The following is a 13,487-nucleotide window of genomic DNA, read 5'->3' as shown; positions in this document are numbered from 1 at the left end:
CTACACGTGGATGGGCGGGGGATCTCGCCCATTTTCGTAAACGCCCGGCTTGCTCGCAGGCTACCATGCCCTGGGTCGACGGGCGTCCCTTGGATATCTTTGGGATCTTCAATGTCCAGCGACGTGACCACTCCGAAAACAGCAATAGCCGTCGCACCGAACGGAGGGCGACGCGTGAAGGCCGACCATCCGGCAATCCCGCTGACGCCCGCCGAGTTGGCACAGACCGCAGCCGAATGCCTGACGGCCGGTGCGAGCATGATTCACGTGCATGTCAGGCGCAACGACGGCCGTCACCTTCTCGACGCAGAGGCTTACAGGGAAGCAATCTCTGCCATCCGGTCCAAGGTCGGCGACAGGCTCGTCGTGCAAATTACTACGGAGGCGCTAGGCATCTATGCCCCAGCCGAGCAGATAGGGGTGCTGAAGGCCACTCGACCGGAAGCGGCTTCCATGGCGTTGCGCGAGATCGTGCCTGACGACGCGGCAGAACCTGAGTTCGCGGAACTCCTGTGCTGGATGAAGCGGGAGTGTGTGTTGCCGCAGATCATCCTCTACGGACCTGCCGAAGCGATCCGTCTGGCGAACCTGATCGCACGCGGTCTCGTTCCGTGGCGCGAGATCCCCGTCCTTTACGTACTCGGTCGCTATACAACCAACCAGACCTCGCAGCCGTCCGACCTGTTGCCGTTCCTTGCCGCAGGGCTGCCGCGCTTCGCGAACTGGAGTGTCTGCGCTTTCGGCCGGCACGAGGCGGCGTGCGTAACCGCAGCCGCGCTGCTCGGCGGCCAGGTGCGGGTCGGCTTCGAGAATAATCTCCTGCTGCCTGACGGCCGCCAAGCTCCCTCCAACGCAGCGCTGGTCGAAGCGGTAGTAACCGTCCTGAAGGGAGTGGGCTATGCGTCGTGCGATGCAGCCGGCTTAAGGGATCTGTACGCACTCTAGGCGACTGTTGCAGTGTTCGCTACCTGCTCCTGAATGATCATATCACTGATGCGCTCTGCGATCATGATTATCGGAATGTTGGTGTACGCGCACGATCGGATGGCGTGGCGATGAATGGCATACCCTCAGGGTTCGGAATCCGAGCACGCAGTTCGAGTGTCGTGTCACAGCCAGCGGATCGTTCGCCCGTCCCACTCGGCATGTGCCGACCGGATGCCAGCTGACCACGGCGCCATGAGGATAGGCTTCTAGCACCTCGCAGCTTTCGATCCGAACGCACAGTTCCGGCTTTCACGATGCACCGCCAGTCATCGAGGTGCTGAAGAGCTGCGCGGGCGGCACTGCGTTGCGCGGTTCCAGCTAGCGAAATTCCAGAGGACGCCGACCGACAGGGTGCCGGAATATATTAGAGTGCGGATCGTCCGACCCACAATCCTTCTCCGAGTGCTGATGCGCTTTTCAACAAGCGACGTTCGCAAGGGTCGGGCGCATCTGACGCGGCCCCTGCTTGTCCACATCCATATCGACGGCTCGATCAGGGGAATGAGTCGCGGTCTCTCGAAGGGAGAATGAGGACTGATCGACACTTGTCTCGGGCCGCCCTTCGGATGGCGGTCGGTCGGACAAGCCAAGAACGGGTGGGGGACGACGTGCGCTTTGCTTTGGCGGTCACTCGCGTAATCGATGAAATCAGCCGGCGCGTCGGCATCGTGGCGATTTATCTGGTACTCGCCTCGTCGCTGGTGAGTTCCTTCAACGCCCTTTTCCGCTACTCGACCAACGGTCTCATGTGGCTGGAGGGCGAGACGGGGACTGGCCTGTTTGGTTGGATGATCGATACCTATCGCGAAAACTCGAACACGCTCTCCGAAGCCCAGTGGTACATGTTCGCAGGCATGGTCATGCTCGGTGCAGCCTGGACCTTGAAGGTCAACGAGCATGTCCGTGTCGATATTTTGTACGGCTGGGTGAGCGAAAGGACGCGCACCTGGATCGACCTGCTCGGCGGCATCTTCTTTCTGCTTCCTATGTGCCTCCTCATGGTTTGGTTCACCTGGCCATGGTTCGTCGATTCCTGGGTCAACAACGAAGGATCAATCAACTCCGGCGGGCTGGTCCGCTGGCCTGCGAAACTCATGCTCCCCCTCGGGTTTGCCCTGGTCTTCCTGCAGGGCATCGCCGAGATCATCAAGTGCATAGTCGCGCTGACCGGCAGCTACGTCCGCGAATTCGCTTACGAAAAGCCGCTCCAATGATCGAACTGCTTACTCATTACATGGCGCCGCTCATGTTCGCGGGCCTTATGGTGTTCCTGATTGCCGGCTATCCGGCGGCGTTCTCGCTTGCTGCCGTCGGGCTGTTCTCCGGCCTGGTCGCGATCGAGCTTGGGCTTTTTCCGCCGGGGTTCCTCGGCAACCTGACCTACCAACTGTTCTCTGTCCTCTCGAACGAGCTTCTCCTTGCCATTCCCTTCTTCACCTTCATGGGAGTGATCCTCGAGCGATGCGGACTGGCGGAAGACCTGCTCGAGGGCTTCGGCCAACTGTTCGGCAGTGTTCGCGGCGGCCTGTCCTATGCAGTGATCCTCGTCGGTGCGATCCTCGGTGCGATAACCGGCACGGTTGCGGCGTCTGTGATCGCTATGGGCCTGATCTCCCTTCCGGCCATGATGCGCTACGGCTACAATGTCAGGCACGCCACGGGCGTGATCGCGGCGTCCGGTACGATTACTCAACTGATCCCGCCATCGCTCGTCCTCATCGTCCTGGCAGACCAGCTTGGTCGCTCCCCTGGCGACATGTATATCGGCGCCACCGGCGCATCGATCGTTCAGGTGCTGCTCTTTGCCGGCTGGGTATTCATCCTGTCGATCATTCGGCCTCAGGATGTCCCGGCCCTCCCGCCGGAGGCGCGAACGCTGCGTGGCTGGCCACTCCTGATCAAATGCATGCGTGGCATGGTCCCGTCATTGGCGCTGATCTTTGTCGTTCTCGGTACCATCATTATGGGCCTGGCCACGCCGACCGAGGCGGGAGCGATGGGCGTCGTCGGGGCCATCCTTCTTGCCTTGGTGAATGGCCGCCTGACATGGGCGTTCGTCTATCAGGGCATGAGCATGACAATGCGTATCACCGCGATGGTCGTGTTCATCCTCCTTGGAGCGCGGGTTTTCAGCCTTGTGTTTCAAGGCGTCGGCGGCAGCCACTGGATCGAAGGCATGCTGACCGGTCTCCCCGGCGGCGTGGTCGGGTTCCTCGTTTTCGTAAACATCTTCATCTTCATCATGGCGTTCTTCCTCGACTTCTTCGAGATCGCCTTCATTATCATCCCACTGCTCGCGCCAGTGGCCACCGCCCTTGGCATCGATTTGGTCTGGTTCGGTGTCATGATCTGCGCCAACGTGCAGACCAGCTTCATGCACCCGCCGTTCGGCTTCGCGCTTTTCTACCTGAGAGGCATCGCACCGCGAAGCACGGTCAAGACAAGCGATATCTATCGGGGCGCGATTCCTTGGCTTGTGCTTCAGCTTATACTGGTAGCCATTCTTATCGCCTGGCCGGAATTAGTGACGTTCTTCCTCGACACCAGCCCAGATGTCGATCCGGACACCATCGATATCATCATACCCGGGCTGGGATGATTGGACCATAATTGAACACGCACTCCACCGCGGTTCGCCGCCCAGGCGAGGGTGGAAGGCCAAGGCTTGCCGCTCTCCAATTGGGTAGCGGACCTATCTTGGCGACGACTCCGATTGTGGTGAGCGAATAGACCAGAGAAGGAACTCCGGCCACAAGACGGTAGTCACCTTCGCGGAGATCGTGCACGGATAGCTCTTGTAAGCTCGACTCGATGCATCTCGTCGTCAACCGGCGTGAAAGCCGTCGTGCCGCCAGTGGGCCTCAATTTCCACTGTCGCTTCAAGGCAAAGTTTGCCTGACTGTCGAGATGAGGATGTGGGGCGCGGTTCCGAACAGCCACTCGAGCATACCGATCCACTTCGCGAAGAATTTCATATGATGAAATTCAGTACATTTGACCACTCCGTCCGAGTTCGCTCGTTATGCTGCCCAAAAGCGGGACAACGCGTCGCCGCATACACTGGGAGGTGGAGAATGTCGTCAGGAAAAGGCAAATACGGCTCACTGGCACTTACACGCAGGCAGTTTCTCGCAAATTCCGCTGTTTCCGGTCTGGCTCTGTCTGCACCTTACGTGATCACCGCGCAGGCGCGCGCAGCCACGCAGCTGGTCTATATCGGCTACGGCGGCTCGACACAGGACGTCATCACCAAGGTCTTCATCGCATCCTTCATCAAGGAAACGGGTATTGACGTCCTCTCCAGCCCCGGCGCCGATCTGGCCAAGCTGCGCGCGCAGGTTCAGACCGGCAATGTCGAGTGGGACCTCCTGAACCTCATCGGGCCGCAGGCGTCCGCGGCGGGAAATGATGGTATCCTGGAAGAAATTGACTACGCTGTCGTCCACAAGGGCGGCGCGATCGAGCGCGGCCAGTCGAAGTTCTTCAACACCTACTACTTCTCCCGCGGCGGCATAGGCTTCAATCCGGACAAGTTCCCGAGCGGCAAGCATCCCACCGGATGGGCCGAGTTCTGGAACCTCGAGAAATTCCCTGGACGTCGCGGGCTACGGTCGCGTCCGGAGGACAACCTCGAGATGGCGCTGATCGCCGACGGAGTGGCTCCGAAAGACGTCTATCCGATCGACGTTGATCGCGCTTTCGCGTCGCTCGACAAGATCAAGGCGAGTGTGGCGCACTGGATCGCGGAGACCCCGCAGACAGTCTCGCTGCTGCAGAACAACGAAGTCGATTTCGTGTTTACCTACAGCTCGCGCATCGAAGCCGCCCGGAAGCAGGGGTCGGCGGTCGATTTCGCCTATGGCCCGAACTTCCTGACCCCGGGCACCCATGTCATTCCGAAGGGCACGAAGAACCGTGACGCGGCGATGCAACTCATGGGGCACTTCCTCCGGCCCGACCTGCAGGCGGCGTTCTGCAACGAGACCGGATCCACGCCGATCAACCCGGCGGCCGTGCCCCTGATGACCCCGGAAGTCAGTGCGCGCCAGCCGAAGTTCGATGATCCGCAGGTCATGTTCGTCAACGTCGACTGGTGGGCGGAAAACTACGCCGCGGTGAACAAGCGCTTCCTCGAATGGCGGCTTGCTTGACCGTCGTTGCGGCAGCCGCGAAATGCGTTCCCGCGAGTGAGTGAATGTTCGTATTCGTCATTCCTATTGTCGTGTTTTTCACGATCTTTTTCGTGTTGCCGCTCGGGCTGGTGGTGCTTGCCAGCTTTTTCGACCCGGTCCTGACCGGGTCGAACTATGCCGAACTCTTCACGTCCGGACTCTATCTCCGTGTGCTGCGTTCGACGCTGGAAATCAGCGGCCTGTCTACGCTTGTCACATTGCTGATTGGGTATCCGGTCGCTTATCACCTGTTCAAGCAGCCGCCGCGCCGCCGGACGTTGCTGATGACGCTCGTGCTGTTGCCCTTCTGGACTAGCATCCTGGTGAAGAGCTTCGCCTTCACCGTGCTCCTGGGGCAAGAGGGCATCATCAACAATGTGGCGCGGGCCCTGTTCGGCCCTGATACTGCTCTCAAGCTGCTCTTCAACCGGCCGGGCGTGGTGATCGGAATGGCGCACTATCTGCTGCCGTTCATGATCTTCGCGATCCTGACCAGCCTGCTCGCACAAAATCCCGACCTTCGGCGCGCGGCCGAAGTGATGGGCGCGGGGCGTGCCAGGATTTTCCGCAGCGTGACGCTGCCCCTGAGCATGCCGGGCGTCATCGCGGGTTGCCTGATAAGCGTCGTCCTTTCGCTCGGCATGTTCGTCACGCCGGCATTGCTCGGCGGGTCGAAGGACATGATGCTCGCCAACCTGGTCGAGATGCATGTGCGTCAAACCCTCGACTGGGGCTTGGCGGCTGCGCTGACGGTGCTGCTGATCATCCTGACGGCGCTATTGAGCGCACTCATTTCACGCGTCAGGGGAGGAGGGTTGACGGCACATGGCTGATCCTATGCGATCGACAATGCTGACAGACCGGCTCTTGCCCGGCATCGGCACCGCCGCGGCGATCTTCGGATACGTCTTCCTCGTTCTGCCGAGCCTGATCGTCATTCCGATGTCGTTCGGGACTGGCGGGGAACTGATGTTTCCGCCGCGCTCCTACTCGCTCGAGCTCTATCGCCAGTATTTCCAGGAATCGACCTGGATGGACGTGACCTATCAGAGCGTGAAGATCGGCCTGGCGACCATGCTTTTTTCCCTGCTGTTCGGGTTCTCGGCCGCCTACGGCATCAGCCGCACGGAGTTTCGTGGCAAGGGCCTCCTCACGATCCTGCTTCTCAGCCCCATGTTCATGCCGCACATCGCGGTGGCATTGGCGATGTATCTCTATCTGTCGAGGATCGGCCTCGTCGGAACCACATTTGGCCTGGTGGCGGCCCACACCGTGGTCACCGTTCCGTTCGTCATCGTCACTGCCTTCGCCGGTCTGCGCTATGTCGATCGCAACCTCGAGCTCGCGGCCGAGACCATGGGGGCGGGGCGGCTGCGCATTGTCTGGAAGGTGGTGCTGCCGCTGATCGTCCCTTCCATCATCGTCGCCGCTCTCTTCGCGTTTCTCCTGTCGTTCGACGAAGTCGTGATCTCCTACTTCATTTCGAGCGTCCAGTCGGAGACGCTTCCGGTGAAGATGTACAGCAGCATCCACTGGGAGATTTCTCCCGTTCTCGCCGCGATCTCCAGCCTGCTGACAGTCCTGTCGTTCGTGGCCTGCGTCGCGATGTCATTGGTTCAAAGGGCCGAGTGAATGACCGAAACGATGGTGCGGCTGGACGAGGTCGAGAAGCTTTACGGCGCCGTGCGCGCCCTCTGGCCGACGTCGCTCGAGATCCAAAAAGGTGAGTTCGTCACGCTTCTCGGGCCAAGTGGATCGGGAAAGACGACCATACTCAATCTCATATCGGGATCGATCGGTGCGACTTGCGGAGCGATCTGGATTGGTAATCGCGACGTGACGAAGTTGCCTCCCAACCGTCGTGAACTTGGCATGGTGTTTCAGAACTACGCGCTGATGCCTCACATGACAGTCTTCGAGAACATCGCGTTCCCCTTGCGGGTGAGAAAGCGCTCCGAAGCTGACATTCGGAAGAGGGTGGACGAGGTTCTGGAGGTTGTCAGCCTTGCCGGCTACGGCGAGCGGAAGCCGAAGGAACTGTCCGGCGGTCAGCAGCAGCGCATCGCGATCGCCCGGTGCCTCGTCTACGATCCCGACCTCATCTTGATGGACGAGCCGCTCGGCGCACTCGACAAGAAGCTCCGCGACCAGTTGCAGCTTGAGATCAAGCGCATTCATAAGACGCTCGGTGTGACGCTCCTCTATGTTACCCATGACCAAAGCGAGGCGCTCGTACTTTCCGATCGGATCTGTCTGATGAACGGGGGCAGGATCGAGCAACTCGGGACGCCTGATGATCTCTATTTCCGGCCGCGTACGATCTTTGCGGCCGATTTCCTGGGTGAATCGAACATCATCGACGCGTCGCTGGAAGCTGATGGCGGCAGCGCCAAGATCTCAACGGCCGGCGGGCTGGTCGTCGAAGGAGTTCCTACGGATACCAAGGCCGCCAGCGCGAAAATCATGATACGTCCGGAATCGTTCACGGTCGACACAGGCGACGGTTTTGCCAGAAATGGCGTCCAGGGCGTCGTCGAGGACACGACCCTCACGGGCGGCGTCATCGACATCCGGCTTCGTCTGAAAGACGGCAGCCTCATCAGCGTACGTCAGCTTACCCGACGCGATTTTCGCTCCATCCAGCACGGACAGCAGCTCTCGGTGAGCGTCAAACCAAGCGACGTCGTCATACTGCAGTAAGCTGGCGGTCGCGGTCGTAATTTCACAACATGAAATCTCCGGCTTTGGAAATGGATACCCGAGAGTGTCCGTGTCAGTAGTCCTGACGAGGGTGGATGTCGACCATCTGGCCCGCATTCAACTTTGAGGCGCGTCGGGTGAGCAGCGCAGCGGTCGTCGCCGAGACGCAACTTAGCCAGATCCACGCGACCGAAATCGAGGATGTAGACGATGGCCACAGGGAAGACCGGTGCTTCGCCAATAGCCGGGAACGGAGCGTTGGCAGGCGTGCGCGTGATAGACCTCACCCAGTTCGAAGCCGGAACTTCTTGCACCGAGACGCTCGCCTGGCTCGGAGCAGACGTTATCAAGATCGAACCGCCTGGCCGGGGCGAGCAGGGCCGCGGCGCGACGTCCGACAAGGGTGGGGTCGATTCGCCGTATTTCGTGATGCTCAACGCCAACAAGCGCAGTGTCACCTGCAACGTCAAATCACCGGAGGGTCGCGAACTCCTGACGAAGCTGATAGCCGGCGGCGATGTCTTCATCGAGAATTTCGCTCCCGGCGTGATCGACCGCCTGGGTTTCGACTATCAGACCGTGCGTGCGATCAAGCCGGACATCGTCTACGCGCAGGTCAAGGGGTTCGCGCCCAACGGACCATTCGCGCGCTATCTGGCTTTCGACGCGATTGCTCAGGCTGCCGGCGGCGCTCTTGCTACAACGGGCGAGGAAGGCGGCAGGCCCATCAAGCCGGGGCCAAACCTTGCCGACACAGGCGCGGGACTCCACTGCGCGATCGGAATCCTGGCGGCGCTGTATCAACGGCGAGAGACGGGCATCGGTCAGCGCATCGAGGTGACGATGCAGGATGCGGTGATCAACTTCACCCGGATCGCCTACGCCGCCCAGGAAATGTTCGGCTCACCGCCGCCGCGTGTCGGCAACCAGAGTCTGATCGCCGGCACGTCGCCGAGCGAGGTCTATCCATGTCTCGGTGGCGGTACCAACGACTACTGTTACGTCTACACGACGCGGGCGAGCAACATCCACTGGGAGAAGGTGCTGGAGGTCATCGGGCGGACCGACCTTCTCGGTGATCCGCGGTTCACCAGCGCCCAGGTGCGCGCGAAGAACTATCGCGAGGTCGACGCGGCGATCGCAGCCTGGACGATCCGTCGAGATAAGAACGAGGTCATGCGTCTGTTCGGAGAAGCCGGCATTCCCGCCAGCGCGATCTTCGACACCTCGGAACTGTCGAACGATGCGTCATTGCTCGAACGCGGAACCTTCGTCACGGTCGAGCATCCCGTCAGGGGACCGATGAAGATTCCGGGTTTCGTCATCAAGATGAGCGAGTCGCACATACCCGTAAAGCCGGCCCCACTTCTGGGTGCCGACAACCTCGAGGTCTACCGGGATCTTATCGGCCTGACCGAACAAGAGATCGCGAATCTTGCCGAACGAGGCGCGATCTAAGCCCAACCCCTCAACTTCAAGCAGCGGATGCATCAATGATCAAAGGATATACACTCCTCGGTCAGGCCCTGGCCAGGGCAGGGGTCGATACCGGCTTCTACATCATGGGCGGCCCCATCAATGACGGCGTGAAAGCCGCAATGGCGAACGGCGTCAGGATGATCGACGTGCGGCACGAACAGGCGGCCGCGATGATGGCGCAGGCCTATTCCCGGATCCGTCTCAAGCCAGGGTTCTGCATGGGAGCATCGGGCCCAGGCGCGATCAACCTCACCACAGGCCTTGCCAATGCATTGGTCGATTGCGCCCCGGTCGTCGCGATGGGTGGCGCCAGCCCGCTCAACCAGCTCCATACCGGCTCCTTCCAGGAAATCGACCAGTTGGCGATCATGCGCCCGGTGACCAAATGGGCCGACCGCGTGCTGGAGGCACGGCGCATACCCGAATACGTCGCGCTGGCATTCCGCCATGCCATGTCGGGGAAGCCCGGACCGGTGTATCTCGATCTGCCCGGTGACGTCCTCTACAAGGACGTCGACGAGGACACCGTGATCTGGCCGAAGACGTTCGGCGTGACTGCGCCGCGCGTGGCTGCGGGGGAAGAGGTGGTCAAGCAGATCGTCGAAGCGCTGGGTGCTTCAGAGCGTCCCATCATTCTGTCCGGCAGCGGCACCCTCTGGTCGGATGCATCGGAGGACCTGACGGCCCTCGTGGATGCCTTGGGCATTCCATTCTATACGACACCGCAGGGACGCGGCGTTCTTCCCGAAGACCATTCCTACTTCTTCGCTCATGCGCGTAGCCAAGCCTACAAGCAGGCCGATCTGATCTTCGTCGTCGGCACCCGTTTGAACTACGTTTTCAGCCAGGGAAAGCCGCCGCGTTTCGCGGAAGACGCCAAGATCGTCCGTATAGATATCGATCCTGCTGAACTGGCGCAGTCCGATCACGTCGATATTCCGGTTCTGGGTGACGCGCGGACCGTGCTCCGGCAACTTCGCCAGGCGTGCGAAGGCACAGTGACGGCCGAGCGTTTCAAGGAATGGCGCAAGACGCTCGCACAGATCGAAGCGGACAAGGCTCCCAAATCGGAGCAGAAGCTTGCGACGGACCAGATACCCATCCACCCGTTGCGGCTTTGCAAGGAAATCCGCGACTTCATTGGTCGCGACACCATACTCGTCGTGGATGGGCAGGAGATACTGAACTTTGGCCGTCAGTCCATCCCGAGCTATCTTCCGGGCCATCGACTGAACTCCGGTCCATTCGGCACGATGGGGGTGGGTTTGCCGTTCGGCGTCGGCGCCAAAGCCGCGCGGCCCGACAAGGATGTACTCGTGTTGCACGGTGACGGTTCCTTCGGGCTGAATGCCATGGAACTCGATACCGCAGTCAGGCACGATCTCCCCGTACTGGTTGTCATCAGCCTGAACGGCGGCTGGACAGCAGATCCCGACAACGTGAAGCCCGGGCGCTACCTCGGCTACACCCGTTTCGACCTAATGGGCGAAGCACTCGGCTGCCATGGCGAATTCGTCGAGCGCCCGCAAGACATCAGGCCGGCTCTCGAACGCGCTCAAGCCGCGGTGAGGTCCGGGAGGACAGCGGTCGTGAATGTCGTCACCGATAGCAACGCGCGCGCAGGAACCGTGAGCTTCACCTCATTCACCACTTAGTGGACACCGACCGCGATTTGGGCAGACCGCCGACGGGTGCACGCGCGATCATGTGCCGCTCCCGGTGGCTCCAAAGCGCGTCGCTCGGAGACATAATTCCACTGATTGAAACTGAAAAATTCGGATGTTGCCGCTTCCCCGCGTCGCTCCGATGGTGGGTTACCGAATGCGGATGACTCACTGAGTATTTGCAGATCGATGGGTACAACATGCAGGATGATGTGAAATCAACGCCGCTTTCAGGCATTCGGGTCATCGATCTGACCCAGTTCGAGGCGGGCACGTCCTGTACGGAAACGCTCGCCTGGCTGGGCGCGGAGGTCATCAAGGTCGAGATGCCGGGGCGGGGCGAACAGGGTCGCGGCGCCACGACAGACACAGCCGGACTGGATTCTCCCTATTTCCTCCTGCTGAACGCAAACAAGAAGAGCGTCACCTGCAACCTCAAGTCCGAACAAGGAAGGCTGCTGCTCGAGGATTTCATTCGAAACGGGGACGTCCTCGTGGAAAACTTCGCTCCCGGGGTGATCGAGAAACTGGGCTTCGACTACGACACCGTGAAGCGCCTCAATCCAAGGATCGTCTTCGCTCAGATCAAGGGATTCGCCGCGAATAGTCCGTATGCCGACTTCCTCGCATTCGACCCTATCGCACAGGCCGCGGGCGGAGCACTTTCCATCACGGGCGAGGCCGACGGGCGTCCGTTGAAACCCGGCTCCAACATTGGGGATACGGGGGCGGGCCTCCACTGCGCGATCGGGATCCTAGCTGCCATCGTCCAGCGACATGCGACGGGACGCGGCCAGCGCATCGATGTGACCATGCAGGATGCGGTGATCAATTTCGGCCGCATCGCTTATGCGGCCCAGTATATATTCGACCGACCCGCCGAAAGGTGCGGCAACCAGAGCATAATCGCCGGAACGTCGCCCAGCGAGGTCTATCCCTGCAAGGGCGGCGGTCCGAACGACTATTGTTACGTCTATACGACGCGAGCGAGCAACGTACATTGGCACAAGCTGCTGGAAGTGATCGATCGCGAGGACCTGAAGACAGACGAAAGGTTCCTGGTCGCGAAGCAGCGGGCTCAAAACTTCCGGGAAATCGACGCGATAATCAGCGCCTGGACGATCAACCACGACAAATTCGAGGTGATGCGGTTGCTAGGCAAAGCCGGCGTGCCGGCCAGCGCGGTGTTCGACACGCAGGAGCTTTCGGAAGACCCTTCTTTGAATGAACGCGGCACGTTCGTGACGGTGGACCACCCGGTGCGCGGGCCGTTCAAGCTTCCCGGCTTCATGGTCAAGATGTCTGACAACCAACTGACGGTTAAGGCGGCGCCGCTTCTCGGTGCCGACAATGACCAGGTGTACGGCGACATCCTCGGAATATCCCCTGAGCGATTGGAAGAACTGAAGAAGCAGGGGGTCGTCTAGCTTGACCTGCGCCGCGCGGGTCGCGGCTGTCGAATTGAGGAGGAGGAGAACATGGCACTAAAGGATAGAACTTCATATTCAACGTGGTCGTCGATAACGGCAGGCGCCCTTGCTGTCGCGACAGTCGTCGGTTTCGCGCCTGCGGTCTTGCATGCGCAGGAATATCCGTCGAAGCCGATTGAGATCATCGTCGGCTTCGCGCCTGGCGGCGGCACCGACCTCGTGGCGCGAGCCCTCGCCAAAGGCTTGAGCTCTCAACTCGCCACGCCGGTGCAGGTGGTGAATCGTCCCGGCGGCTCCGGTGTCGTCGGGTTCGAACTGCTGGCGAAAGCGCCCAACGACGGCTACACGCTGGGCATCGTCACCGCGCAGCTCATAACCGCCAACCTGCGCGGCACGATGAAGACGTCCTACAGCGACCTCACCAATCTCGCCATGATCAGCGTGGATCAGTCGGTGATCGCGGTGCCGGCTGCCTCGCCCTTCCAGTCGCTTAACGATCTTCTGACTGCAGCGCGCGGCAATCCTGGACAGCTCACCGTGGCGAACGCGAGCGAGGGCGGCAGCTATCATATGATGGCGCGCAACCTGGAGACCTCGGCCGAGGTCAAGTTCAAGCATATCCCCTTCGACGGAGGACCGGCGGCCATCCTGCAGCTGATAGGCAACCATGTTCAGTCGGCAGCCATCGGAGCAACGGAAATTCTCCCCCACGCGCAGGCCGGCAAGGCCCGTGTTCTCGCCGTCGCCGGAGCGGAAGGTGAGCCGCGCTTCAAGGGGCTGCCGGACGTGCAGACGACTGCGGAACTCGGCTTTCCGGTGAGCATCTCGACATGGCGCGCGCTGAGCATGCCAAAGGGTGCGGATCCAGCCATTGTCGCAAAGGTGTCCGCCGCGGTCGAGGCGACCCTCAAGGACGCGGAGTTCCTCAAGCAGATGGAAACCGTCAACAGCACCGTACGCTACCTGGGGGCGGAGGAGCTGGAGGCTTTCCTTGCGGAGCAGAGCGAGACCTACGGGAAGCTCTTCTCGGCCAACTGAGGCAGTCCGGTCTTCCT

The 13,487-nt window shown here is 60.7% G+C and carries 12 protein-coding genes; 11 read left to right on the top strand and 1 reads right to left on the bottom strand.

Features of this window, described 5'->3' with window-relative positions; all coding sequences use genetic code 11:
* Positions 1–111: 111 nt before the first annotated feature.
* A complete protein-coding gene (locus ACSBOB_RS06610; protein ID WP_442581655.1) occupies positions 112–945 on the top strand; it encodes a 3-keto-5-aminohexanoate cleavage protein in 834 nt (277 codons plus the stop codon).
* Positions 946–987: 42 nt separating this feature from the next.
* Here the strand turns inward: ACSBOB_RS06610 and ACSBOB_RS06605 are convergent, their stop codons facing one another.
* A complete protein-coding gene (locus ACSBOB_RS06605; RefSeq protein WP_442583658.1) occupies positions 988–1,140 on the bottom strand; it encodes a hypothetical protein in 153 nt (50 codons plus the stop codon).
* Between the two features lie 455 nt (positions 1,141–1,595).
* On the opposite strand from ACSBOB_RS06605, the gene ACSBOB_RS06600 reads away from it, so the two are divergent.
* From ACSBOB_RS06600 to ACSBOB_RS06555, 10 genes are all read left to right on the top strand, one after another.
* Positions 1,596–2,201: a TRAP transporter small permease subunit gene (locus tag ACSBOB_RS06600; protein WP_442581654.1), complete on the top strand. Its 606-nt coding sequence runs from the start codon at positions 1,596–1,598 to the stop codon at positions 2,199–2,201.
* Positions 2,198–3,586, top strand: coding sequence for a TRAP transporter large permease (locus ACSBOB_RS06595; protein WP_442581653.1), 1,389 nt, complete (start codon positions 2,198–2,200; stop codon positions 3,584–3,586). The genes ACSBOB_RS06600 and ACSBOB_RS06595 overlap by 4 nt, the downstream gene beginning before the upstream one ends.
* 475 nt (positions 3,587–4,061) lie before the next feature.
* A complete protein-coding gene (locus ACSBOB_RS06590; protein ID WP_442581652.1) occupies positions 4,062–5,138 on the top strand; it encodes an ABC transporter substrate-binding protein in 1,077 nt (358 codons plus the stop codon).
* A 44-nt stretch (positions 5,139–5,182) separates the two neighbouring features.
* Complete coding sequence (locus ACSBOB_RS06585) at positions 5,183–5,992, top strand: ABC transporter permease (protein WP_442581651.1); 810 nt, start codon at positions 5,183–5,185, stop codon at positions 5,990–5,992.
* Positions 5,985–6,791 (top strand): ABC transporter permease, encoded by an 807-nt coding sequence (locus ACSBOB_RS06580; RefSeq protein ID WP_442581650.1) that lies wholly within the window; start codon positions 5,985–5,987, stop codon positions 6,789–6,791. The genes ACSBOB_RS06585 and ACSBOB_RS06580 overlap by 8 nt, the downstream gene beginning before the upstream one ends.
* The gene (locus ACSBOB_RS06575) at positions 6,792–7,859 is read left to right on the top strand and encodes an ABC transporter ATP-binding protein (RefSeq protein WP_442581649.1); all 1,068 of its coding nucleotides are present in this window, start codon (positions 6,792–6,794) and stop codon (positions 7,857–7,859) included. It begins immediately after the preceding gene.
* A gap of 267 nt (positions 7,860–8,126) precedes the next feature.
* The gene (locus tag ACSBOB_RS06570; RefSeq protein ID WP_442581648.1) at positions 8,127–9,317 is read left to right on the top strand and encodes a CaiB/BaiF CoA transferase family protein; all 1,191 of its coding nucleotides are present in this window, start codon (positions 8,127–8,129) and stop codon (positions 9,315–9,317) included.
* Positions 9,318–9,352: 35 nt separating this feature from the next.
* Positions 9,353–10,993, top strand: coding sequence for a thiamine pyrophosphate-binding protein (locus ACSBOB_RS06565; protein ID WP_442581647.1), 1,641 nt, complete (start codon positions 9,353–9,355; stop codon positions 10,991–10,993).
* Between the two features lie 209 nt (positions 10,994–11,202).
* Positions 11,203–12,429, top strand: coding sequence for a CoA transferase (locus tag ACSBOB_RS06560; RefSeq protein WP_442581646.1), 1,227 nt, complete (start codon positions 11,203–11,205; stop codon positions 12,427–12,429).
* A gap of 51 nt (positions 12,430–12,480) precedes the next feature.
* Positions 12,481–13,470 (top strand): tripartite tricarboxylate transporter substrate binding protein, encoded by a 990-nt coding sequence (locus ACSBOB_RS06555; RefSeq protein ID WP_442581645.1) that lies wholly within the window; start codon positions 12,481–12,483, stop codon positions 13,468–13,470.
* Positions 13,471–13,487: the final 17 nt, after the last annotated feature.

The organism is Mesorhizobium sp. KACC 23794 (assembly GCF_052180275.1).
Lineage (GTDB): Bacteria > Pseudomonadota > Alphaproteobacteria > Rhizobiales > Rhizobiaceae > Kumtagia.
Note: the sequence above shows the minus strand (reverse complement) of the source record. Positions and strands in the feature narration are given on the sequence as shown.

Excerpts from the sequence above, each read along its gene's own strand:
- ACSBOB_RS06610 (WP_442581655.1), top strand. The coding sequence starts at position 112 with ATGTCCAGCGACGTGACCACTCCGAAAACAGCAATAGCCGTCGCACCG.
- ACSBOB_RS06595 (WP_442581653.1), top strand. The coding sequence starts at position 2,198 with ATGATCGAACTGCTTACTCATTACATGGCGCCGCTCATGTTCGCGGGC.
- ACSBOB_RS06590 (WP_442581652.1), top strand. The coding sequence starts at position 4,062 with ATGTCGTCAGGAAAAGGCAAATACGGCTCACTGGCACTTACACGCAGG.
- ACSBOB_RS06585 (WP_442581651.1), top strand. The coding sequence starts at position 5,183 with ATGTTCGTATTCGTCATTCCTATTGTCGTGTTTTTCACGATCTTTTTC.
- ACSBOB_RS06580 (WP_442581650.1), top strand. The coding sequence starts at position 5,985 with ATGGCTGATCCTATGCGATCGACAATGCTGACAGACCGGCTCTTGCCC.
- ACSBOB_RS06575 (WP_442581649.1), top strand. The coding sequence starts at position 6,792 with ATGACCGAAACGATGGTGCGGCTGGACGAGGTCGAGAAGCTTTACGGC.
- ACSBOB_RS06565 (WP_442581647.1), top strand. The coding sequence starts at position 9,353 with ATGATCAAAGGATATACACTCCTCGGTCAGGCCCTGGCCAGGGCAGGG.
- ACSBOB_RS06560 (WP_442581646.1), top strand. The coding sequence starts at position 11,203 with ATGCAGGATGATGTGAAATCAACGCCGCTTTCAGGCATTCGGGTCATC.
- ACSBOB_RS06555 (WP_442581645.1), top strand. The coding sequence starts at position 12,481 with ATGGCACTAAAGGATAGAACTTCATATTCAACGTGGTCGTCGATAACG.